Here is a 22,447-nt window from a genome sequence, read left to right as displayed (position 1 = left end):
ATAAATTGTCAGGAGACGGAAAGTCGCGCGATTATGCGGACTTCTTGTCGTCCTTGATTTCTTCGTAGTCAGCGTCGACGACGTCATCCTTGCCGCCTTCGGAAGCATCGCCAGCCTCGGCCTGCTGCGCTTCATAGATGGCCTGACCGAGCTTCATGGAGACTTCCATGAGGGTCTGGGTCTTCGCCTGGATGTCGTCGGCGTCAGGCTCGGAAGCCTCAACCGCGGTCTTCAGGGTGGCAATGGCGTCTTCGATCGCCTTGCGGTCGGTTTCGGAAACCTTGTCACCATATTCCTTCACCGACTTCTCGGTGGAATGGATGAGGCTTTCAGCCTGGTTCTTGGCTTCCACGCCCGCACGACGCTTCTTGTCGGCCTCAGCGTTGGCTTCGGCGTCCTTGACCATCTTTTCGATGTCGGCGTCAGAAAGGCCACCGGAGGCCTGGATGCGGATCTGCTGTTCCTTGCCGGTGCCCTTATCCTTGGCCGAAACCTGCACGATACCGTTGGCGTCGATATCGAAGGTAACTTCGATCTGCGGAACACCACGCGGTGCCGGCGGCAGGCCAACGAGGTCGAACTGACCAAGCAGCTTGTTGTCCTGCGCCATTTCGCGCTCACCCTGCGAGACGCGGATGGTCACGGCCGACTGGTTGTCTTCGGCGGTCGAGAAGGTCTGGCTCTTCTTCGTCGGGATCGTCGTGTTGCGATCGATCAGACGCGTGAAGACGCCACCCAGCGTTTCGATGCCGAGCGACAGCGGGGTCACGTCGAGCAGCAGAACGTCCTTGACGTCGCCCTGCAGAACGCCAGCCTGAATGGCCGCGCCCATGGCAACAACTTCATCAGGGTTCACGCCCTTATGCGGCTCCTTGCCGAACAGCTGCTTGACGACTTCCTGCACCTTCGGCATGCGGCTCATGCCACCGACGAGAACGACTTCATCGATCTCGGAAGCGGAGACGCCGGCGTCCTTGAGCGCTGCCTTGCAAGGTGCAACGGTGCGCTGCACGAGGTCGTCGACCAGGCTTTCGAACTTCGCACGGGTCAGCTTCAGCGTCAGGTGCTTCGGACCGGAAGCGTCAGCCGTGATGAACGGCAGGTTGATTTCGGTCTGCTGCGAGGACGACAGTTCGATCTTCGCCTTTTCGGCAGCTTCCTTGAGGCGCTGCAGAGCGAGCTTGTCGTTCTTCAGATCGATGCCCTGATCCTTTTTGAACTCGCCGGCCAGATACTCGACCAGACGCATGTCGAAGTCTTCACCGCCAAGGAAGGTATCGCCATTGGTGGACTTCACTTCGAAGACGCCGTCGCCGATTTCCAGAACGGAAATATCGAAGGTGCCGCCGCCAAGGTCATAAACGGCGATCGTCTTGCCGTCCTTCTTGTCGAGGCCGTAAGCGAGTGCTGCCGCGGTCGGCTCGTTGATGATGCGCAGAACATCAAGGCCGGCGATGCGGCCGGCATCCTTGGTTGCCTGGCGCTGCGCGTCGTTGAAGTACGCCGGAACGGTGATGACGGCCTTCTCGACCTTTTCACCGAGATAGGCTTCAGCGGTTTCCTTCATCTTCTGCAGGATCATCGCGGAAATCTGCGAAGGGGAATAATTCTTGTCCTGCGCCTTCACCCAGGCGTCGCCATTGTCACCCTTGACGATCTCGAAAGGAACAAGAGCCTTGTCCTTCTCGACGGTAGGGTCTTCATAACGGCGGCCGATCAGGCGCTTTACCGCAAACAGGGTGTTAGTCGGATTGGTGACCGCCTGGCGCTTGGCCGGCTGGCCGACAAGGCGTTCGCCATCATCGGAAAATGCCACCATGGACGGCGTGGTACGTGCGCCTTCCGCGTTTTCAATAACTTTCGTGTCCTTGCCATCCATCACTGCGACGCAGGAGTTGGTTGTGCCAAGGTCGATACCGATTACTTTTGCCATGCTCTTCTCTCCTTGAAGCGCGCTGTCTGAACCCCGTGAGGCATTCCTTTGACAGCACCTTGACTTGGATTTGCAGCCTTCGCTGCTGTTATGCGGCGTATATAAGGAGCGATTTTTGCGGCTGCAAGGCGCAAGAGCAGGGGAAAGGCAGCAAAAAAGCGCCGGAAACTCTTTCTTTGCAGATGCATAGCCATCAAGGCTTGCGTAAGCCGAAAAACGCGACTTTGACGCTATGCTGCGCAGTCGTCCGGCGCCGCAGGCACAAGGACTTCCGGGATGCCATTATAATGGTTTGAAGTGGGCGAAATGGCGGACAGGGTGGGATTCGAACCCACGGTACGCTTTCACGCACACACGCGTTCCAGGCGTGCGCCTTAAACCACTCGGCCACCTGTCCTTTTTCAAGTCTGCATGTCATGAAGAATGCAAATCACTGGAACGGCGCGATATATACCGATGAATTCGCAGGGATCAACACGAATCTGACAGTTTTTTGAATTGTCGGCAATTTCATGCCTTTCGATGCGATTGCAATCGCGTTTTCCGGCCTTTATCCATGCAGGAAATGTTTCAAAATGTGGCTGCCGTAAGCGGCAGACCGTGAGCGAGGTATCCCAATGAAAGCTTTTTTGCGGTTTTTGAGCTTTCTTTTCCTCGCCGCAGCGATTTTTCTGGGTGTGCTCGATTCGATCCGCTCTGTTTCCACGTCATCAGTCACCATCACCGGCATATTGTCAGTCTGGAACTATCTTCTTCCTGCTTCGCGAACCATGGTGGAAGCGTCTCTGGCTCACTATATTCACCCTGAAGCGTGGCGCTTCATAGAAAATGCCCTGTCGGCACTGCCTGCATTTGCCTTTTTCCTCGCTCTGTCCCTCCTCTGCTGGATGGCCGGTTACAGAAAATACAAGGCGACGAGACGTTTGTCGGTCTGACGGGGCTGGCGCCCGCGGATGTGAACCGTGAGAAGCGGCGGAACTGGCCGCATGGAGGACCGAATGTTCCTGTTCGATACGCTTTCTAAAAAAACGACGATGCCGACCGAAGAGACGGCGTTGCCTGGCCGTGAAGAGGCTCTCGTTGTGCCGGAACTTCACTTCGTCAACGGCAGACCTCTGAAGGGGCCTTATCCGGATGGCTTAGAGACCATCTATCTCGGCATGGGTTGCTTCTGGGGCGCGGAGCGGTTGTTCTGGAACACGCCCGGCGTTTGGGTGACGGCGGTCGGTTATGCCGGCGGCTTTACCCGCAATCCGACCTATCAGGAAACGACGACGGGTCAGACGGGCCATGCCGAGGTGGTCAAGGTTGTCTACGATCCGGCGGTGACCTCGCTCGGGGCGCTCTTGAAGATATTTTTCGAGGAGCATGATCCCACTCAAGGCATGCGGCAGGGCAACGACATCGGCACAACCTATCGTTCCGCCATTTATGCGACGACGGAAGGGCAGCTGCAGCAGGCGCAGAAAGCTCGAGACGCATTTCAGCAGGCTCTGGAAGAGGCTGGCCATGCCGGCGCCATCACCACCGAGATCGGCCCGCTTGAAACGTTTTATTACGCTGAGGACTATCACCAGCAATATCTTGCCAAGAACCCGGGTGGCTACTGCGGCCTCAGGGGAACCGGCGTAAGCTGCAATATCGACTAGTTTTTTTGCAGTTCTGCCCGGTGGAAAGACTAAAAAATCGCCAGATCAAAGTTTTTCCACCGGGTCAAAAAAACCGGATGAATTTTTCATTGAGCCATGCAAGGATATGAGGCAAGCACAGCCGGTATAACGGCTGGCGGTTCCGCAGACATTCCCGGGAAACGGGATTGCGGGAGGACCCTTAAAATATCAATTGCAACAACAGGGCTGCACAATGAAAAAATCCCTTCTGACGCTTTTTGCGCTTGCCGCAATGTCGGCTTCCGCGCTCGCCGCGGATATCAAGCCTGCGCTGGTCTATGGCACGGGCGGCAAGTTCGACAAGTCGTTCAACGAGGCCGCTGCGGCCGGCGCTGAAAAGTTCAAGGCGGAAACCGGCATCGAATTCCGCGACTTCGAACCGACCAGCGACACGCAGGGCGAACAGGCCATCCGCAACTTCGCCAGCAAGGGTTTCAACCCTGTCGTCGCCGTATCCTTCGCCTGGACCTCGGCCATGGAAAAGGTTGCCGCCGAATTCCCCGACACCAAGTTCGTGATCGTCGATTCCGTCGTTGAACTGCCGAACGTCCGCTCGGTCGTCTACAAGGAGCACGAAGGTTCTTACCTCGTCGGTCTGCTGGCCGGCATGGCTTCCAAGACCGGCAAGGTCGGGTTTATCGGCGGCATGGACATTCCGCTGATCCGCAAGTTCGCCTGTGGTTACGCTCAAGGCGCCAAGGCTGCCAACGACAAGATCGAAGTCTTCCAGAACATGACCGGCACCACCGGCGCTGCCTGGAACGACCCTGTGCGCGGCGGCGAGCTTACCAAAAACCAGATCGATCAGGGCGCGGACGTGATTTACGCGGCAGCCGGTGCGACCGGTATCGGCGTGCTCCAGACTGCCGCCGACAACAAGAAATTCTCGATCGGCGTCGATTCCAACCAGAACCACCTGCATCCCGGTTCAGTTCTGACCTCGATGGTCAAGCGCGTCGATCTGGCCGTTTACAACGCCTACAAGGACGCCAAGGATGACAAGTTCACGCCTGGCATCGTCGCTCTCGGCGTCAAGGAAGACGGCGTTGCCTACGCGCTCGACGATAACAACAAGGCGCTCATCACGCCTGAAATGACTGCCGCCGTGGACAAGGCCAAAGCCGACATCATCTCCGGCGCCGTCAAGGTCCATGATTACATGGCGGACAATTCCTGCCCGAAATGATATGATATGTGGCTGGGGCGCATGATGTTTTTCATCTTGCGCCCTTTTCATATCCAGCCTTCGGAGAGGTTTCGGTTTGAATATGGACCCTGCAATCGAGCTCGTGGGCATCGACAAGAAATTCGGTGCCGTACACGCCAACAAGAACATCAATCTGACAATTGCCAGGGGTACGATCCACGGCATCATCGGGGAAAACGGTGCCGGAAAGTCGACTTTGATGTCGATCCTCTACGGTTTTTACCAGGCGGATGCCGGTGAAATCCGGGTGAACGGCACGCCGGTTTCGATCCGCGACAGTCAGGCCGCCATCAATGCCGGTATCGGCATGGTGCATCAGCACTTCATGCTGGTCGAAAATTTTACCGTGCTGGAAAATGTCATGCTGGGCGCAGAAGGCGGTGCGCTGCTGGCCAATGGCCGGGCTGGTGCACGCAGGGAGCTGAAGCGCCTGGAAGACGATTATGGACTGGAAGTCGATCCCGATGCGGTGATCGAGGAATTGCCGGTCGGCCTCCAGCAGCGCGTCGAAATTCTGAAAGCCATGTATCGTGGCGCGGAAATCCTGATCCTTGACGAGCCGACCGGCGTTCTGACGCCGGCAGAGGCCGATCACCTGTTCAAGATCCTCGGCGTGTTGCGTGATCAGGGCAAGACGGTCATTCTCATCACCCATAAGCTGCGCGAGATCATGGCGATCACGGACTCCGTTTCAGTCATGCGTCGTGGCGAGATGGTGGCGACCCGGAAAACCTCCGAAACGAGCGTCGAGGAGCTGGCCGAACTCATGGTCGGCAGACGGGTGCTGCTGCGGGTGGAAAAGGGCGAAACGACGCCGGGCGACGTTCTTTTGTCGATCCGCAATCTCACCGTCAAGGATAGCCGCGGCGTCACCATGGTGGATGACGTTTCGCTGGATGTCCGCGCCGGTGAAATCGTCGGTATAGCCGGTGTCGCAGGCAACGGCCAGTCGGAGCTGCTGGAAGCCATCGCTGGCATCCGAAAGCCCTATTCCGGCGAAATCTGGGTGGACGGACAGAAGGTCGATCGCCCCGATCCCGCAATTTTACGCAGGCTTGGCCTCGCCCACATTCCGGAAGACCGCCACCATATGGGGCTGGTGCTTAAATTCGAGGAATATGAAAACTCCATCCTCGGTTATCATCACGACGAACGTTACGGCAAAGGGCCGTTCCTCAACCCCGAGGCCATTCGCAGGGATGCGGTCGAGAAGATCGAAAAATACGATATCCGCCCGCCAAACCCGCAGCTGAAGACCGCCAACTTTTCCGGCGGCAACCAGCAGAAGATCGTTGTCGCCCGTGAAATCGAGCGTGACCCCAAGATGCTGATCATCGGCCAGCCGACACGCGGCGTGGATATCGGCGCGATCGAATTCATTCATCGCCGCATCATCGAAATGCGCGATGCTGGCAAGGCGATTTTGCTGGTTTCCGTCGAACTCGATGAAATCCGGTCGCTGTCGGACAGGATCATGGTCATGTTCGCAGGCCGGGTCGTCGGAGAAAAAACGGCGGAAGCCGAAGAACAGACGCTGGGCCTGATGATGGCCGGCATCGCCGCATGAGGCATGAATGAGCACCGCTTCCGTACCGCTGCCAAACTGGATTACCTACGGCCTCCTGCCGTTTCTCAATGTCGTTACCGCCTTTCTGATTTCCGGCCTCGTTGTCTGGTCCATCGGTGAAAACCCGCTGGCGGCGCTGCGCCTGCTGATCGAAGGGGCGCTCGGCCGTGGTGATGCCATCGGCTTCACGCTGTTTTATACGACGAGTTTCATCTTCACCGGCCTCTCCGTCGCCGTCGCGTTCCATGCCGGGCTCTTCAACATCGGCTCCGAAGGTCAGGCCTATGTCGGTGGCCTTGGCGCGGCGCTGGTGGCGCTGGCGCTCGATCGTTATGTGCCGTGGTACGTGACGATGCCCTTCGCTGTCATCGGCGCTGCTGTTTTTGGCGCCGCCTGGGCCTTCATTCCGGCCTGGCTGCAGGCAAAACGCGGCAGTCACGTGGTCATCACCACCATCATGTTCAACTTCATTGCTGCGGCCTTGATGGTCTATCTGTTGGTGAACGTGCTGATCGTGCCCGGCAAGATGGCGCCGGAAACCCGCACTTTTCTGCCGGGCGGCCAATTGCCGAAACTCGACTGGCTGATGGCTCTCTTCGGCCTGAAGCTTGGTCCGGCGCCGTTTAACGTCTCCTTCCTGATAGCGTTGGTGATGTGTTTTCTGGTCTGGGTGCTCATCTGGCGCACCAAGCTCGGTTATGAAATGCGCACGCTCGGCATCAGCCCCTCCGCCGCCATTTATGCCGGTATTCCCTATGCACGCACCGTCATCATCGCCATGCTCATCTCAGGCGGTCTGGCGGGCATGATGGCGCTGAACCCGGTTATGGGCGCGTCGGCCCGTCTGCAGGTGGAATTCGTCGCCGGTGCGGGCTTCGTCGGTATCGCCGTGTCGCTGATGGGCCGAAGCCATCCGCTCGGCATCATCTTCGCGGCATTGCTGTTCGGCATTCTCTATCAGGGCGGCGCAGACCTTTCCTTCGAGATGCCCAACATTACCCGCGAGATGATCGTGGTCATTCAGGGTCTTGTGATCCTTTTCGCCGGCGCGCTGGAATATATGTACCGGCCTGCAATCGTCCGCATTTACCAGCGTCTGGCAAAGGGGTGAGCTGATATGGATTTCTTCGATATGCTGGTCAGCATTCTGGGCTCGACCGTTCGTCTCACCATTCCGCTTCTCTTTACCGCACTGGCCGGGCTCTTTTCCGAGCGGGCCGGCGTGTTCGATATCGGCCTTGAGGGCAAGATGCTGGCAGCGGCCTTCGCTTCCGCCTGCGTTGCCTATATCACGGCGAATCCCTGGGCCGGCCTCTTGGCCGGTATTGCCGTCTCGATCCTGTTCTCGCTGATCCACGGCTTTGCTGTCATCACCAATCGCGGCAACCAGATCGTGTCGGGCGTGGCGTTGAACTTCATTGCCGCCGGCCTGACCGTGGTGCTGGGACAGGCCTGGTTCGGCCAGGGCGGACGCACACCGCAGCTTCCGGGCGAGGGGCGTTTTGCCCCGATCATCCTGCCCGGTGCTGATGCCATGCGCGAGGTTCCCTTCATCGGCCCGCTCTATGCAAACGTCATTTCCGGCAACAACATCCTCACCTATCTTGCCTTCCTGGCGGTGCCGCTGTCCTGGTGGGTGCTTTACCGAACGCGTTTCGGCCTGCGCCTGCGCGCGGTCGGTGAAAATCCAGGCGCTGTCGATACGGCTGGTATCTCGGTGACATGGATGCGCTTCCGCGCTGTCATTGTCGCCGGTTTTCTCTGCGGTTTTTCGGGCGCCTATCTTGCTGTGGCTCAATCCGCTGCCTTCATCGCCAACATGTCGGCGGGCAAGGGCTACATCGCGCTAGCGGCGTTGATATTTGCGAAATGGAAGCCGGTGCCGGTCATGTTCGCCTGCCTTCTGTTCGGTTTTCTGGATGCTGTCGCGAACTTCATGCAGGGTAAATCCGTGCCTGGCATCGGCGAAGTGCCGGTGCAGATATTCCAGGCCATGCCCTATATTCTGACCTGCATCCTGCTTGCGGGTTTCATCGGCGTTGCCAAGCCCCCGAAGGCCGGTGGTGTTGCTTATGCGAAGGAGCGTTAACCCCATGTCCTCCGACCCGAAATACGATCCGCTGGCCCATTCCTTGTTTGAGGCGGCAGTAGAGGCCATGGCCTTCGCCTATGCCCCCTATTCAAAATTTCCGGTCGGTGCGGCAATCCGCGCCGAAGACGGCAAGATCTACAAGGGCGCCAATATCGAGAACATCTCCTTCCCGCAGGGCTGGTGCGCAGAACCATCAGCCATCAGCGCCATGATCATGGGCGGGGCGAAAAAGATCAATGAAGTCGCCGTTATCGCCGAGAAGCTGCCGCTCTGCTCTCCTTGTGGCGGCTGCCGCCAGAAGATCGCCGAGTTCGCCACGCCGGAGACAAAGATCTATCTTTGTGATGAAACCGGCGTCCAGAAGGTCATGACCATGGAAGAGCTGCTACCCTCCGTCTTCAAGACCGAGCTGCCCTGATGACCGACGGTTTGATCGACATTCTGGTGGACCGCCTGAACGGCCTCATGCCGCGCGTCGCCATCGTGCTTGGCTCCGGCCTGGGATCGCTGGTGGAAGAGGTGAGCGAGCCGATCCGTATTCCTTACGCCGAGCTGCCTGGCTTTCCCGCTGGCGGCGTTTCCGGCCATGCGGGCGAACTGGTGGCTGGTTATCTCGGCGGTGAGCCCGTCATGATGCTGTCGGGTCGGGTCCATTTCTACGAAAAGGGTGATCCCGCAGCGATGCGCCCGGTCATCGAAGCGCTCGCCGGCCTGGGGGTGCAGTCGCTCATCCTCACCAATTCGGCGGGCTCGGTCAGGCAGGATATGCCACCCGGCTCCGTCATGCAGATCACCGATCACATCAATTATTCCGGCATGAACCCGCTGATCGGCGAAGAAAGCGACCGCCGCTTCGTCGGCATGACGACGGCTTATGATCCTGATCTTATGCTTGCCATGCGCAATGCCGCCATCCGTGCGACGGTGCCATTGTTCGGCGGTGTCTATATGTGGTTCTCTGGCCCCAGCTTCGAGACACCGGCGGAAATCCGCATGGCGCGGCTGCTGGGGGCGGATGCCGTGGGCATGTCTACCGTGCCGGAAGTCATCCTTGCGCGCTTTTTCGGGATGCGCGTCGCTGCCGCATCGGTTATTACCAATTACGGTGCCGGCATGACCGGCGCGGAACTGAGCCATGAAGAAACCAAGGACATGGCTCCCGTGGGTGGCAAAAGGCTTGCCGCCATTCTGAAGGAAATGATCGCAGGAGGAGCGTGACCATGGAACTCCAGCGTCCGCGCGAAGCGGCTGCCCTCACTTTGTCCTTGCTGGACCTCACCAACCTCAAGGAAGACTGCACGCCACAGCAGATCGCCGCGCTCTGCCAGCGGGCGCATACGGAGTTTGGCAATACGGCCGCCATCTGCATCTGGCCGCGTTTCGTGGCGCAGGCGCGCGCCGCCTTCGGAAAGGACCACACGATCCGCATTGCAACGGTCGTCAATTTTCCGTCGGGTGATCTTGATGTCGCAACCGTGGTCGCGGAAACCGAGGTGGCGATCCGCGACGGTGCGGATGAAATCGATCTTGTCATTCCCTATCGCAAATTCATCGCGGGCGATGAAACCGCGGTTTCCGACATGGTGGCCGCCGTTCGCAAGGCCTGCGCTACACCCGTGCTGCTCAAGGTCATTCTCGAAACCGGCGAGCTGAAGGACAAGGCCCTGATCCGTCGGGCTTCCGAAATTGCCATTGCCGAAGGCGCCGATTTCATCAAGACCTCGACAGGCAAGGTTGCCGTCAACGCCACGCTGGAGGCGGCTGACATCATGTTGCAGGCGATCCGCGACAGCAAACAGAAGGTGGGCTTCAAGCCGGCCGGCGGGATCGGTACCGTGGAGGACGCGACACTTTACCTGCGGCTGGCGGAAACCATCATGGCGCCGAACTGGGCCATGCCTTCGACGTTCCGTTTCGGCGCTTCAGGTCTCCTTGACGACGTGCTGAACGTTCTGGCCGGCGGAGAGCCCGCCAGGACCGCCAGCGGGTATTGAGCTTGATCCCGCAGGAAACCATCCGCCGCAAACGCGATGGCCTGGCGCTCTCGCCGCAGGAGATCGCCGCATTCATCGAAGCGCTGTCGAAAGACGGCATCTCGGAAGGGCAGGCGGCGGCTTTTGCCATGGCGGTGTTTTTCCGTGGCATGAACCGGGATGAGATGGTGGCATTGACACTTGCCATGCGTGACAGCGGTGATGTCCTGTCCTGGAGTGATATCGGCAGGCCGGTTGCCGACAAGCACTCGACCGGTGGCGTTGGAGACAATGTCTCTCTGATGCTCGCCCCGATCGTAGCCGCCTGTGGTCTCGCTGTGCCGATGATTTCCGGCAGGGGCCTTGGGCATACCGGCGGCACGCTGGACAAGCTGGAAGCGATTCCCGGTTACAATGTCATGCCGGACGAGGTTCTGTTTCGCCGGGCGGTGAAGACGGTCGGCTGTGCCATCATCGGTCAGACGGGTGACCTCGCCCCCGCTGACAGACGCCTCTATGCCATTCGCGATGTGACCGCGACGGTCGATTCCATACCGCTAATTACGGCTTCCATCCTGTCGAAGAAGCTGGCGGCCGGGCTGCAGACGCTTGTGCTTGATGTCAAGGTCGGCAACGGCGCCTTCATGCAAAGCATTGACGATGCACGGACGCTCGCCCGCGCGCTGGTCGATGTGGCTGTTGGCGCAGGTTTGCCGACAACGGCGCTGATAACAGATATGAACCAGCCGCTTGGCGATGCTGCCGGCAATGCCGTTGAAATCGTCAATTGTCTCGATTTTCTGGCTGGTCGCAAGGCTGGCAGCCGTCTGGAAAACGTGGTTCTGTCTTTCGCGGCGGAAATGCTCGTGCAGGCTCAAAAAACGGCCACACTGGAAGAAGGCGCAGCACTGGCGTCGGCCGCCCTCTCCTCCGGCCGGGCAATGGAAATTTTCGCGCGAATGATTTCGGCATTGGGCGGGCCAACGGATTTCGTTGAAAATCCTTTCCTTTATCTGCCGTCCGCGCCAGTCACTCTTCCGGTCCAGGCCGTAAGCAGCGGCTGGCTGACATCCTGCGCAACGCGCGAACTCGGCATCGCCGTCGTCGGACTTGGCGGCGGCAGACGAAAACCCTCGGACAGGATCAATCCCGCCGTTGGTATTTCGAATATCCTGCCGCTTGGGATGAAGGTGGAAAAGGGAGAACCGATTGCCATTGTCCATGCAGCGTCCGGAGAAGACGCAGCCTACGCCATTAAAGCGATAACGGCCTGCTATGGAATCAGCGACGACGCGCCGGAAGTCGCTGCACCCGTTCTCGAGCGGATCACCTGACCAGCCGCATTTCGCCGCCAGAAACCTTGAACGACGATAATTGCTTCAGGAAGCTCATGCCGACCAGCATGTTGCTCAGTGCATTGTCCTTCAGCACCATGGCGTCGACATTCTGCACGCGGATCGTGCCTATCTCCACCCGGTCGAGCTTCACATAGGCGGCCATGGTCTGACCGTTGGCGGTTGAGATCGCGTATTTGAAATCCAGACTGTTGACGCCGTATCCGAGCCGACGTGCAATCGTCTCATTGATGGCAACCGTTGAAGCACCGGTGTCGATAAGTCCGTCGAATGATTTGCCGTTGATACGAAAGGTGGCGTTGAAGTGGCCGCGGGCGTCAGCTTTCAGATTGACTCCGCCCAACGAAACAGGCTGGGGTTTGGCTGCTTCGGCCACAATTTCGGTTTTTGCTACGCTGCTTTCCGGGCGCGGCTGAAATTTGTCCATCAGAACGGGTATTTGCGTGGCGCCGATGGAAAGGCCAACAAGCAGAAAAATCGCGCGCGCCAGCAAGTCTTCACTCCTCCGAGGGCCGGTTACCCCTGGCAAGAATAGACGCAAAACATGCCGAAATCTTAAAAGAAAAAGCCATCCGCCGCTGATCGGGCGGCGAATGGCGTAAAAGGTTAAGCGATGATGAATGGTTACTTGGTGCCGTACATGCGGTCGCCGGCATCACCGAGGCCGGGGACAATGTAACCCTTCTCGTTCAAATGCCTGTCGATCGCGGCGGTGTAGATCGGCACATCGGGATGTGCCTCACGGAAATTCTTGATGCCTTCGGGGGCTGCCAAAAGACACAGGAAGCGGATGTTCTTCGCACCACGCTCCTTCAGCTTTTCCACGGCGGCGATGGAGGAGTTGCCGGTCGCCAGCATGGGGTCGACAACGATGACCAGACGGGCATCGAGGCTTTCCGGAGCTTTGAAATAATATTCGACGGCCTCGAGCGTATCGTGGTCGCGATAGACGCCGACATGGGCAACGCGCGCCGAAGGCACCAGTTCGAGCATGCCTTCCAGAAGGCCGTTGCCTGCGCGCAGGATGGAGGCGAAAACCAGCTTCTTGCCTTCCAGCACCGGTGCCTGAATGGTCTCGAGCGGCGTATCGATGGTTTCCATCGTCATTTCAAGATCGCGCGTCACTTCATAGCAGAGCAGCGTCGAAATCTCCCTGAGCAGGCGGCGGAAGCCGGCTGTGGAGGTTTCCTTCTTGCGCATGATGGTGAGTTTGTGCCGCACCAGCGGATGTTCGATGACTGTGACGCCGTCCATGAAACTGGCCTTCCTTTTTTCTTGTGCCCCTGTAATTGACCGAAAGTCGGCTTTTCGCAAGCCTTCTTCGTGGTTTTACCCTGCCAACAGCTGCATCAGGCGCCGTCGAGTTTTTTAAGCAGCCTTCCGCGCGTTGCCTCGTCAACGAAGGCACATTCCAGTGCGGTGCGGGTCATGCTGTTTATCTCGCCATCGCTGAAGCCGAACTCGTCGGCGGCCAGCGCATATTCTCGTGCAAGTGATGTAAAGAAGAATGGCGGGTCGTCGGAGTTGATGCAGACCCGCACTCCCGCGTCGCTGAGGGCTCTCAGCGGATGGCTGGCGAAGTCGGGATAGACCTTGAGCGCAATATTGGAGCCGGGGCAGACTTCAAGGACTGTTCCGGTTTCGGCGAGCCGTGCAACGAGACCGGCATTCTCGATTGCCCGCACGCCATGCCCGATGCGGGATGGTTTGACGAGATCGAGTGCATCGGCCACGCTTTCCGGCCCGCAAACCTCGCCGGCATGAATGGTCAATCCGAGGCCGGCATCGCGTGCGATATCGAAGGCGCGCGCATAATCGGCGACGCGGCCCATACGCTCCTCGCCCGCCATGTTGAACCCCGTCACCAGCGGATGTTGGGTGCGCGCCGCATATTCGGCCGCGGCGATCACCCGCTCCGGACCGAAGTGCCGTTCGCCGGTGATGATGATGCGGGTTTCGATACCCGTCTTGTCCCTTGCAATCCGGATGCCTTCGGCAATGCCGGCCAGATAAGCGTCGGCGCCAAGCCCGATGCGGTCGCCATGGTCGGGCGAAATGATCAGTTCGCTATAGATCGTATTGGCTTCCGCGAGTTCGGTCAGATAGGCTTCGGTGAGAACGGCATAATCCTCATCCGTCTTGAACACTTGCGCCACCGCATCATAACAACGGATGAATTCGGCGAAATCCGACCATAAATATTGGCCGTTCCGCAGAAAGCTGCTGGTGTCGATTCCGTATTTTTCAGCCTGTTTCGCGACGAGGGCGGGCGGGGCCGCACCTTCGATGTGGCAGTGAATTTCCGCCTTCAGCAAATGCGATGTCAAATGAAGCTCCTGCCGTGAGAACCGGCCTCGATACCTAGATGGTGGGCGATGCTTTCGCCGATATCGGCGTAGCTTGAACGAATGCCGACATCGCGCGAGCGAATGCCCGGGCCGAATGCCATGATCGGCACCCTTTCCCGTGTGTGGTCCGTGCCCCGCCATGTGGGGTCGCAGCCGTGATCGGCGGTAAGAAGAGCGATATCGCCAGGCGCCATCTTGCGGTGGATTTCGGGGATTCGCGCATCGAAAGCCTCAAGGGCGGCGGCGTAACCGGCAACGTCGCGCCGATGGCCATAAAGCATGTCGAAATCGACGAAATTGGTAAAGACGAGATCGCCGTTTTCTGCCTCGTCGATAGCCTGCAGCGTCGCATCCATCAGGGCGGCGTTGCCGTTTGCCTTGATGACGCGTGAAACGCCTTGGTGGGCATAGATATCGCCGATCTTGCCGATGGCGTGCACTTTTCGGCCGGCCTCCACAAGCCGGTCGAGCAGAGTAGGCTCCGGTGGCAGCACGGAAAAATCACGGCGGTTGCCGGTGCGTTCGAAGGTCGCGACCGTTTCGCCGATGAAGGGACGCGCGATGACGCGGCCTATGTTCAGCGGATCGAGCAGCTTGCGTACCGTCTCGCAGAGCGCGATGAGCCGCCCCAGGCCAAAATGCGTTTCGTGCGCGGCAATCTGGAACACGGAATCCGAAGATGTGTAACAGATCGGCTTGCCGCTCCGGATATGTTCTTCGCCGAACCGCGCGATGATCTCGGTGCCGGAAGCATGGCAATTGCCGAGAATGCCCGGAAGATCCGCCTCCTCGCAGATCGCTTTCACCAGTTCCGGCGAAAACGCATCGCCCTCCGTCGGAAAATATCCCCAGTCGAACGTCACCGGCGTCCCCGCGATCTCCCAGTGACCGGACGGAGTGTCCTTGCCCTTCGAAACTTCGCTGGCGCAGCCATGCAGGCCAAAAATGCGTTCCGGCGCCTCCATGCCGGCGGGAATGTCACCACTTGCCTGCCTTGCGATCTCCAGCAGGCCGAGCGAACACATGTTAGGCAGCTTCAGCGGTCCGGACCGTAGTCCCGTTCTGTCAGCTGCACCGGCAGCGCAGAATTCCGCGATGTGACCGAGCGTATTCGCTCCAAGATCGCCATAGTGCTCCGCATCGGGCGCACCGCCGACGCCGAAGGAATCCAGAACGAGAAGAAATGCTCTTGCCATAACTCACCGAAACGAAGCTGCGCCGACGGGCATGTCAGGCCGAACTGTCGTTATAGATCAGCAAAACGTGAAGAAGGAAGGGGTTTTGTGAACCATTCGGTAAAACCGGCCGCTCAATCCTTGCCCTGCTTTGACCTCGGGGCGTTCAGATTGCGCAGCACATACCAGCCCGCCGCGACGACCATGGCCGCGAGAATGTACCAGGTAATGGCGTAGGAGAGATGGTTGTTGGGGAAGGTAAGCATGGTCTTGCCGCCGACCGGCAGACCGCCGGGATTGGGTGCCGCATCGGCATCGACATAAAACGGCGCGACGCCCGAAAGGCCGGAGGCCTGCGATATCTGCGGAATATTGCGGGAGTACCAGCGTCCATTTGCGGGGTCATTGGTGCGGAGGAAAAGCCCGCCTGTTTCGGGGGCACGCATCAGCCCGATGACCTCCGCGCGGCCTGTCGGCTGACCTTCCTGTCGCGATGACGGATCTCGCCTGTCGGACGGGACAAAGCCGCGATTGACGATGATGCTCGTGCCATCATCTCGTCTCAGCGGTGTCATGATCCAGTAACCCGGGCCGAGATCGGTAACGGTATAGACCTGGACCTCTTTCTCGTTGAGGAAAGTGCCCGAAAGTCTCACACGGCGATATTCGTACTCCGTTGGCTCGCCGAGCGCCGGCCACTCCCCGGCGGCGGGCGCATCGGTGGGCTCCGCGTGCACACGGGCCTCGACACGCTCAATCAGGTCGAGCTTCCAGGAAAGTCTTTTGACCTGCCAGGTTCCAAGAGCCAGCAGCAGCCCTGTCAGGGCGACGGTCAGAAACAGAACGACGATGGCTGCGGGGCGAATGCCGCGCTTGGGGGGCGTTGTTTTGGTCATGTCACGGTCCTTGAGAAGCGTGTATGGCGGAGGTGTCGTCCACCCGACCGGGCCTCATCGCCCCGAATGCGCTTCTTCCAGCAGATAACCCCATAAATCGCGCCACGATTCATGGGGTTATGTGTTGGCGCGGAAGGCGGCCTGCCGGGCTTCCGGCAGGCCGCAATTTCTGATCAAGGCAGGTTTTTCACATCTTCGATGTGCAGCGGCATCATGTTCTTGTTCATGTTGTACATGACCCACAGCGAACCGGAGAGCGTGATCAGCAGCACCACGACGGTGAAGATCAGCGCCATGAAGGTCCAGCCGCCTTCCGACTTGGTGTCCATGTGCAGGAAATAAATCATGTGCACGAAGATCTGGATGACGCCGAGGCCCATGATGGCGATGACGAGCAGCGTCTTGTTTTCAAGGACGTCGCCCATGACCAGCCAGAAGGGGATCGCCGTCAGAATGACCGAAAGGATGAAGCCGATCATGTAGCTTTTGAACGTGCCGTGGCTCGCGCCATCATGGTGATGATGGTCGTCGCCATGCGCGTCGTGATGTGCGTGTGCTTCGGAACTCATCAAAGAACTCCCATGAGGTAAACGAAGGAGAAGACGCCGATCCAGATGACGTCGAGGAAGTGCCAGAACATCGACAGGCACATCAGGCGACGCTTGTTCGCCGCGATCAGGCCATGCTTGGCGACCTGCACCATCAGCGTGACGAGCCAGATGATGCCGAAGGTGACGTGCAAACCGTGGGTGCCGACCAGCGCGAAGAACGACGACAGGAAAGCCGAACGGTGCGGACCGGCTCCTTCTTCGATCAGGTGATGGAACTCGTAAAGTTCGACGGCAAGGAAGGCGAGGCCGAAGAGACCGGTGATTCCGAGCCAGACCAGGGTCGTCTTTACCTTCTGCTTTTCCATTTCCAGCATGGCGAAGCCATAGGTGATGGAGGAGAAAAGCAGGAAGCCGGTGTTGATGGCGACGAGCTTGAGATCGAACAGATCCGCGCCCGAAGGTCCGGCCGCATAGCTGCGGCCGAGGACGGCGTAGGTGGCGAAGAGCACGGCGAAAATCAGGCAGTCGCTCATCAGGTAGAGCCAGAAGCCGATCGAAGTGCCGTTCTCCGGATGATGGTCTTCCTTCAGGTAAAAGACCGGTGGTTCAGCGCCGTCGACGCTTTGTGCAGGTGTATGAGCCATGTTTCGTTACGCCTGTTTCGCGAGCAGCTTGGTACGCTCCGCCTCAACCGTGGAGACGTCGGAGGCTGGAATGTAGTATTCGCGATTGTAGTTGAAGGTATGGGCGATCGAGACCGCGACGATGCCGATGAACGACAGAACTGCCAGCCACCAGATGTGCCACACCAGGGCAAAGCCCAGCACCACGCTGATGGCGCTGATGATGACGCCCGAGCCGGTATTCTTCGGCATGTGGATTGGGATGAAGCCTTCCAGCGGGCGGCTGTAACCGCGCTTCTTCATGTCCGTCCAGGCGTCAACATCGTGAATGACGGGCGTGAAGGCGAAATTATACTGCGGCGGCGGCGAAGACGTCGACCATTCCAGCGTGCGGCCATTATAGGGGTCGCCGGTGACGTCACGCAGCTTGTCGCGCTTCAGGAAGCTGACGATGAGCTGGATGACGAAGGAGGCGATGCCGAGCGCGATCAGGAAGGCGCCGAAGGCGGCAATCAGGAACCAGATCTGAAGAGAGTTGTCTTCGAACTGGCTGAGGCGGCGGGTAATGCCCATCAGGCCGAGAATATAGAGCGGCATGAAGGCAAAATAGAAGCCGGTGAACCAGAACCAGAAGGACAGCTTGCCCCAGAACGGATCGAGACGATAGCCGAAGGCCTTCGGGAACCAGTAGACGATGCCGGCGAGAACGCCGAACACCACGCCGCCGATGATCGTGTTGTGGAAGTGGGCGATCAGGAACAGCGAGTTATGCAGCACGAAGTCCGCTGGCGGTACGGCGAGAAGGACGCCGGTCATGCCGCCGATGACGAAGGTGATCATGAAGCCGATCGTCCACAGCATCGGCACGTCGAACTTGATGCGGCCCTTATACATGGTGAAGAGCCAGTTGAAGATCTTCGCACCCGTCGGAATCGAGATGATCATCGTCGTGATGCCGAAGAAGGCATTGACGTTTGCGCCCGAACCCATGGTGAAGAAGTGGTGCAGCCAGACGATATAGGACAGGATGGTGATGACGGCAGTGGCGTAGACCATCGACGCGTAACCGAAGAGGCGCTTGCCCGAGAAGGTGGCGACGATTTCGGAGAAGATACCGAAAGCCGGCAGTACCAGAATATAAACTTCCGGATGGCCCCAGATCCAGATGAGGTTGACATACATCATCGGATTGCCGCCGAGGTCGTTGGTGAAGAAATTCGTACCAGCGTAGCGGTCAAGGGTCAGAAGCGCGAGCGTTGCGGTCAGGATCGGGAAGGATGCCACGATCAGGATGTTCGAACACAGCGACGTCCAGACGAAGATCGGCATACGCATCATGGTCATGCCCGGCGCGCGCATCTTGATGATGGTCACGATCAGGTTGATGCCTGACAGCGTCGTTCCGACACCCGCGATCTGCAAACCCCATATATAATAGTCGACCCCCACTCCCGGGCTTCCGTCGATGCCGGAAAGCGGCGGATAGGCAAGCCAGCCCGTCTGCGCATATTCACCGATGAACAGCGAGATCATGGTGATGACGGCGCCAGCCGTGGTCATCCAGAAGGAGAAATTGTTGAGGAACGGGAATGAAACGTCGCGGGCGCCGATCTGCAGCGGCACGACGAAGTTCATGAGACCGGTGATCATCGGCATGGCCATGAAGAAGATCATGATGACGCCGTGGGCGGTGAATATCTGGTCGTAGTGATGCGGCGGAAGATATCCCTCCGATCCGCCGGAGGCGATGGCCTGCTGCACGCGCATCATGATGGCGTCGGCAAAACCGCGCAGAAGCATGATAAGCGCCAGAATGATGTACATGATACCGATCTTCTTGTGATCGATGCTCGTGAACCATTCATTCCAGAGGTAGCCCCACAGCCTGAAATAGGTGATGGCGCCGACGACGGCGATGCCGCCCAGAGCCACGGCCGCGAAGGTGGCGACAAGAATGGGCTCGTGAAGCGGGATTGACTCCCAGGTTAGCCGTCCGAACAGGAACGACGTTTGATCGGAGTTGACGACCATTTTAGCCTCTTGCGATTCAAAGACGTAAATTCGGCGCGGACAGGCCGCGCCGCAGAATGCCGGGACGTATCGTCAGCCAGCGACTTGTTTGGTTTCCGGCAGCGCCGCAGGTTCGAAAGTCTGGCCTTCGATAGCAGCCGGAGTGGATTGTGGACCGCTGGCGACGCCATAAGGCGCAAGCGGGGTGCAGACGACGGAGTTAAGCGCCTTGGCGATGTCGATGCCTTCCTTGCCGCCGCCGCCATTGGCGTCGATATGCATCATGTCACGCATGCAGAGCTTGTTGGGCTCCACACAACGGTTGAGGATGGCGCTGTAGAGTTCCGGATCGACCGAAGCGAAATATTGCACCGGCTCGCGCTCCGAAGGCTTGGCGAATTCGAGATATTCCTGGCGCCCGAAGCCCTTGCCGCCTTCCTTTGCCTTGGCCACCCACTGGTCGAAGCCCTGCTGGCTGAGGCCGTGGAATTTGAAGCGCATATGCGAGAAGCCGGGGCCGGAGAAGTTGGCCGAGAAGCCGTCATAGACGCCTTCCTTGTTGATCACGGCATGCAGCTTGGTCTGCATGCCGCCCATGGCATAAATCTGGCCGGCCAGTGCTGGAACGAAGAAGGAGTTCATCGCCGTCGTGCCGGTGATCTTGAAATTGATCGGAACATCGACCGGAGCGGCGAATTCATTGACGCTGCCAATGCCGAGTTCAGGGTAGAAGAACAGCCACTTCCAGTCCATGGCCACAACTTCGACGGTGATCGGCTTGATATCGGCGGTGACCTGACGGTTCTCGTCGATGCGCTCCAGCGGCCGATAAGGGTCGAGTCGGTGGGTGGAAATCCAAGTCACGGTACCGAGCATCAGAATGATCGCGACGGGTGCCGACCAGATCACCATCTCAAGGCGCGTGGAATGGTGCCACTCGGGATCGTAATCCTCGGCCTTGGCCGACTCGCGGTACTTCCATGCGAAGAACAGCGTCAGGGCAATGACGGGAACGATGATCAGCAGCATCAAGACCGTGGACGTGATGATAAGATCGCGCTGCTGGATGGCGACGTCGCCCGAGGGATTCATGACAACAAGGTTACAGCCGCTAAGCAGCAGCATTGCCGGAATTGCCAGAAGGGCGGATGGGAGTTTTTTGATCATGCGCACGTTCTTTGAACTCGTACAGTTTGGATTATGCCGCGAATAATTGCCGAACATCATTTTTCAAATGAGGTATATTGTCGCGGTGCAGCGAAATCTTTGCGATGCACCATGTGGCGGTCAAAGCTGCGTTTACAGGCGGAGCGCGTGCATTATCGCATAGGAAGCCCGTGGGGCAAGCCTTTCTTCTCAAACTTCAATTGACGTTACGTAGGGTGCGTGTGACAATCCGTCGCATCGTAACGCAACGGAAGAGGAGCCTGCGCGTTACATGAAATGGTTCGTCCATGACGCAGGAGGAATATTATGAGTTATACGAATGCTGCTTCATCTTTTGGGCAGGCGCCAGAGGCGAACGGACACGGTGCCGGCCCCGTAAAGGTCGATCCGGATCGCATTACGATTGCAGTCATTCTTGCGAGAATGACGGAGTTTTTTGATTTTTTCATTTACGCCATCGCCTCCGCGCTCGTTTTTCCGCATGTCTTCTTCTCTTACGTGGATCCGCTGACGGCCACGCTTTATTCCTTCGCTGTCTTCTCTCTCGCTTTTATCGCAAGGCCGATCGGTTCTCTGATCTTCCTCCAGATCGACCGCAGGTTTGGCCGCGCCGTCAAGCTGATGGCCGCGCTCTTCACGCTCTGCGGTTCCACCATGGCGATCAGCTTCCTTCCATCCTATGCCGAGGCTGGCATGCTGGCCCCCTGCCTGCTGGCGGTTTTTCGTATCGGCCAGGGCCTTGGCCTCGGCGGCGCCTGGGATGGCCTTGTCTCGCTGCTCGCCATGAACGCTCCGCCGAGGCAGCGCGGCTGGTACGCCATGATGCCGCAAATCGGGGCGGCCATGGGTTTTGGCCTCGCCAGCGCCTTCTTCATCGTTTTCGTCACGCAGCTTTCCAGTGCAGAGTTTTTGGCCTGGGGTTGGCGTTTCCCCTTCTTCGTGGCGCTGGCGCTGAACGTGCTTGCGCTCTTTGCCCGCCTTCGCATGATCGTGACGCCGGAATTCCAGGCCATGCTGGAACAGCATGAACTGGAGCCGCGTCCCATGTTCAGAATGCTGCGGTCGCAGTTCCCGGTGGTTGTCACCGGCGCATTCGTGCCGCTGGCGAGCTTTGCGCTCTTCCATCTCGTCACCGTCTTCCCGCTGAGCTGGGTTTCTCTCAACACCAGCCAGCGCGTGTCGGACTTCCTCTTCGTGCAGTTCGTCAGCGCCATCATTGCCGGCGGCATGATTGTCGTTTCTGGTATTCTGGCGGATCGCATAGGGCGGCGGAAACTTCTCGCCATCGCGGCGGTCCTGATTGGTCTCTTCAGCCTTGTGGCCCCCGTTCTCCTCAGTTCCGGTGATATCGGCCGTTATCTTTTTGTGCTGATCGGCTTCTCGCTGCTAGGCCTGTCCTTCGGTCAGGCGGGTGGCGCTCTCGCCTCCCGCTTCAGCCGCGAGTACCGCTACACCGGCGCATCTTTGACCTCGGACATTTCCTGGCTGATCGGTGCCGGCTTCGCGCCGCTCGTGGCGCTCGGGTTTTCGTCCAAATTCGGTCTTTTCGCGGTCGGCATCTACCTCATGTCGGGCGCCCTGTGTACGCTTATTGCCCTCTGGTTTAGCCGCACGCTCGAAATGCCGTCTGAGTGATCTCGGCAATTTAAAAAACTCCTGAAGCAGTCACGCCGCGGAATCCTTTCGGATTTCGCGGCGTTTTTGTTTTTTTATTGCGCCGGATCGATTTTAATCTTGACTTTCCTAATCATGAAATATTACGTAAGCAATACTGACGTAATTCGGCGTATTTTTGCGCTTGAAAATCGACCATCAGGGAACGCGATGCGAACGAACACGATCATTATTTGCGAAAATGCGGCGATTGCCGCCCAGCCGTT

At 58.6% G+C, this 22,447-nt stretch carries 21 protein-coding genes and 1 tRNA gene; 11 read left to right on the top strand and 11 right to left on the bottom strand.

Annotation, left to right across the window (positions count from 1 at the left end; all coding sequences use genetic code 11):
• Positions 1–31 precede the first annotated feature (31 nt).
• Positions 32–1,933, bottom strand: a complete 1,902-nt coding sequence (gene dnaK, locus BLU28_RS04290; protein WP_004439158.1) for a molecular chaperone DnaK — start codon at positions 1,931–1,933, stop codon at positions 32–34.
• A gap of 307 nt (positions 1,934–2,240) precedes the next feature.
• A tRNA-Ser gene (locus BLU28_RS04285) sits at positions 2,241–2,330 on the bottom strand.
• 220 nt (positions 2,331–2,550) lie between these two features.
• Here BLU28_RS04285 and BLU28_RS04280 point away from each other — a divergent pair.
• The 10 genes from BLU28_RS04280 (at position 2,551) to deoA (ending at position 11,776) form a co-directional block, all read left to right on the top strand.
• Positions 2,551–2,868, top strand: coding sequence for a hypothetical protein (locus tag BLU28_RS04280; protein ID WP_004439161.1), 318 nt, complete (start codon positions 2,551–2,553; stop codon positions 2,866–2,868).
• A 63-nt stretch (positions 2,869–2,931) separates the two neighbouring features.
• Positions 2,932–3,582, top strand: a complete 651-nt coding sequence (gene msrA, locus BLU28_RS04275) for a peptide-methionine (S)-S-oxide reductase MsrA (protein ID WP_022555365.1) — start codon at positions 2,932–2,934, stop codon at positions 3,580–3,582.
• A gap of 214 nt (positions 3,583–3,796) precedes the next feature.
• A complete protein-coding gene (locus BLU28_RS04270) occupies positions 3,797–4,789 on the top strand; it encodes a BMP family lipoprotein (protein ID WP_004439166.1) in 993 nt (330 codons plus the stop codon).
• An 82-nt stretch (positions 4,790–4,871) separates the two neighbouring features.
• Positions 4,872–6,377, top strand: coding sequence for an ABC transporter ATP-binding protein (locus tag BLU28_RS04265; RefSeq protein WP_048902636.1), 1,506 nt, complete (start codon positions 4,872–4,874; stop codon positions 6,375–6,377).
• Between the two features lie 7 nt (positions 6,378–6,384).
• On the top strand, positions 6,385–7,488 hold the full coding sequence (locus tag BLU28_RS04260; protein WP_004439171.1) for an ABC transporter permease: 1,104 nt from the start codon (positions 6,385–6,387) through the stop codon (positions 7,486–7,488).
• A 6-nt stretch (positions 7,489–7,494) separates the two neighbouring features.
• Positions 7,495–8,466, top strand: a complete 972-nt coding sequence (locus tag BLU28_RS04255) for an ABC transporter permease (RefSeq protein WP_004439173.1) — start codon at positions 7,495–7,497, stop codon at positions 8,464–8,466.
• A gap of 31 nt (positions 8,467–8,497) precedes the next feature.
• Positions 8,498–8,887 (top strand): cytidine deaminase, encoded by a 390-nt coding sequence (locus BLU28_RS04250; protein WP_220366944.1) that lies wholly within the window; start codon positions 8,498–8,500, stop codon positions 8,885–8,887.
• Positions 8,887–9,687, top strand: coding sequence for a purine-nucleoside phosphorylase (locus BLU28_RS04245; protein ID WP_006699811.1), 801 nt, complete (start codon positions 8,887–8,889; stop codon positions 9,685–9,687). The genes BLU28_RS04250 and BLU28_RS04245 overlap by 1 nt, the downstream gene beginning before the upstream one ends.
• A 2-nt stretch (positions 9,688–9,689) precedes the next feature.
• On the top strand, positions 9,690–10,463 hold the full coding sequence (gene deoC / locus BLU28_RS04240; RefSeq protein ID WP_035206516.1) for a deoxyribose-phosphate aldolase: 774 nt from the start codon (positions 9,690–9,692) through the stop codon (positions 10,461–10,463).
• Positions 10,460–11,776, top strand: coding sequence for a thymidine phosphorylase (gene deoA, locus BLU28_RS04235; protein WP_004439181.1), 1,317 nt, complete (start codon positions 10,460–10,462; stop codon positions 11,774–11,776). The genes deoC and deoA overlap by 4 nt, the downstream gene beginning before the upstream one ends.
• Here deoA and BLU28_RS04230 read toward each other — a convergent pair.
• The 9 genes from BLU28_RS04230 to cyoA all read right to left on the bottom strand — a co-directional run bounded on the left by BLU28_RS04230 (position 11,769) and on the right by cyoA (position 20,567).
• A complete protein-coding gene (locus BLU28_RS04230) occupies positions 11,769–12,290 on the bottom strand; it encodes a TIGR02281 family clan AA aspartic protease (RefSeq protein ID WP_004439183.1) in 522 nt (173 codons plus the stop codon). The two genes, deoA and BLU28_RS04230, sit on opposite strands and share 8 nt — an antisense overlap.
• Before the next feature lie 131 nt (positions 12,291–12,421).
• Positions 12,422–13,051, bottom strand: coding sequence for a uracil phosphoribosyltransferase (upp, locus tag BLU28_RS04225; RefSeq protein ID WP_004439188.1), 630 nt, complete (start codon positions 13,049–13,051; stop codon positions 12,422–12,424).
• Positions 13,052–13,146: 95 nt separating this feature from the next.
• On the bottom strand, positions 13,147–14,124 hold the full coding sequence (locus BLU28_RS04220) for an adenosine deaminase (RefSeq protein ID WP_077986536.1): 978 nt from the start codon (positions 14,122–14,124) through the stop codon (positions 13,147–13,149).
• The gene (locus BLU28_RS04215) at positions 14,121–15,341 is read right to left on the bottom strand and encodes a phosphopentomutase (protein WP_004439192.1); all 1,221 of its coding nucleotides are present in this window, start codon (positions 15,339–15,341) and stop codon (positions 14,121–14,123) included. Before BLU28_RS04215 ends, BLU28_RS04220 begins: the two co-directional genes overlap by 4 nt.
• Before the next feature lie 113 nt (positions 15,342–15,454).
• The gene (locus BLU28_RS04210; protein WP_077986537.1) at positions 15,455–16,216 is read right to left on the bottom strand and encodes an SURF1 family protein; all 762 of its coding nucleotides are present in this window, start codon (positions 16,214–16,216) and stop codon (positions 15,455–15,457) included.
• A 173-nt stretch (positions 16,217–16,389) separates the two neighbouring features.
• Entirely contained in the window at positions 16,390–16,785 is a 396-nt protein-coding gene (cyoD, locus tag BLU28_RS04205) for a cytochrome o ubiquinol oxidase subunit IV (protein ID WP_004439196.1), read from the bottom strand.
• Positions 16,785–17,411 carry a cytochrome o ubiquinol oxidase subunit III gene (gene cyoC, locus BLU28_RS04200; protein WP_006699805.1) on the bottom strand — a complete coding sequence of 209 codons (627 nt, stop codon included), beginning with the start codon at positions 17,409–17,411 and terminating at the stop codon, positions 16,785–16,787. Before cyoC ends, cyoD begins: the two co-directional genes overlap by 1 nt.
• A 6-nt stretch (positions 17,412–17,417) precedes the next feature.
• Positions 17,418–19,421 (bottom strand): cytochrome o ubiquinol oxidase subunit I, encoded by a 2,004-nt coding sequence (cyoB, locus tag BLU28_RS04195; protein ID WP_004439200.1) that lies wholly within the window; start codon positions 19,419–19,421, stop codon positions 17,418–17,420.
• A 72-nt stretch (positions 19,422–19,493) separates the two neighbouring features.
• Positions 19,494–20,567, bottom strand: coding sequence for a ubiquinol oxidase subunit II (gene cyoA, locus BLU28_RS04190; protein WP_034496355.1), 1,074 nt, complete (start codon positions 20,565–20,567; stop codon positions 19,494–19,496).
• A gap of 306 nt (positions 20,568–20,873) precedes the next feature.
• Between cyoA and BLU28_RS04185 the strand changes: the two genes are divergently transcribed.
• Positions 20,874–22,202 carry an MFS transporter gene (locus BLU28_RS04185; protein WP_077986538.1) on the top strand — a complete coding sequence of 443 codons (1,329 nt, stop codon included), beginning with the start codon at positions 20,874–20,876 and terminating at the stop codon, positions 22,200–22,202.
• The last annotated feature ends 245 nt before the right edge of the window (positions 22,203–22,447 follow it).

Source organism: Agrobacterium pusense (assembly GCF_900102105.1).
In the GTDB taxonomy this organism is placed as follows: Bacteria; Pseudomonadota; Alphaproteobacteria; order Rhizobiales; family Rhizobiaceae; genus Agrobacterium; species Agrobacterium pusense.
The sequence above is the reverse complement of the archived record's forward strand: the minus strand, read 5'-3'. Positions and strand labels throughout refer to the sequence as shown.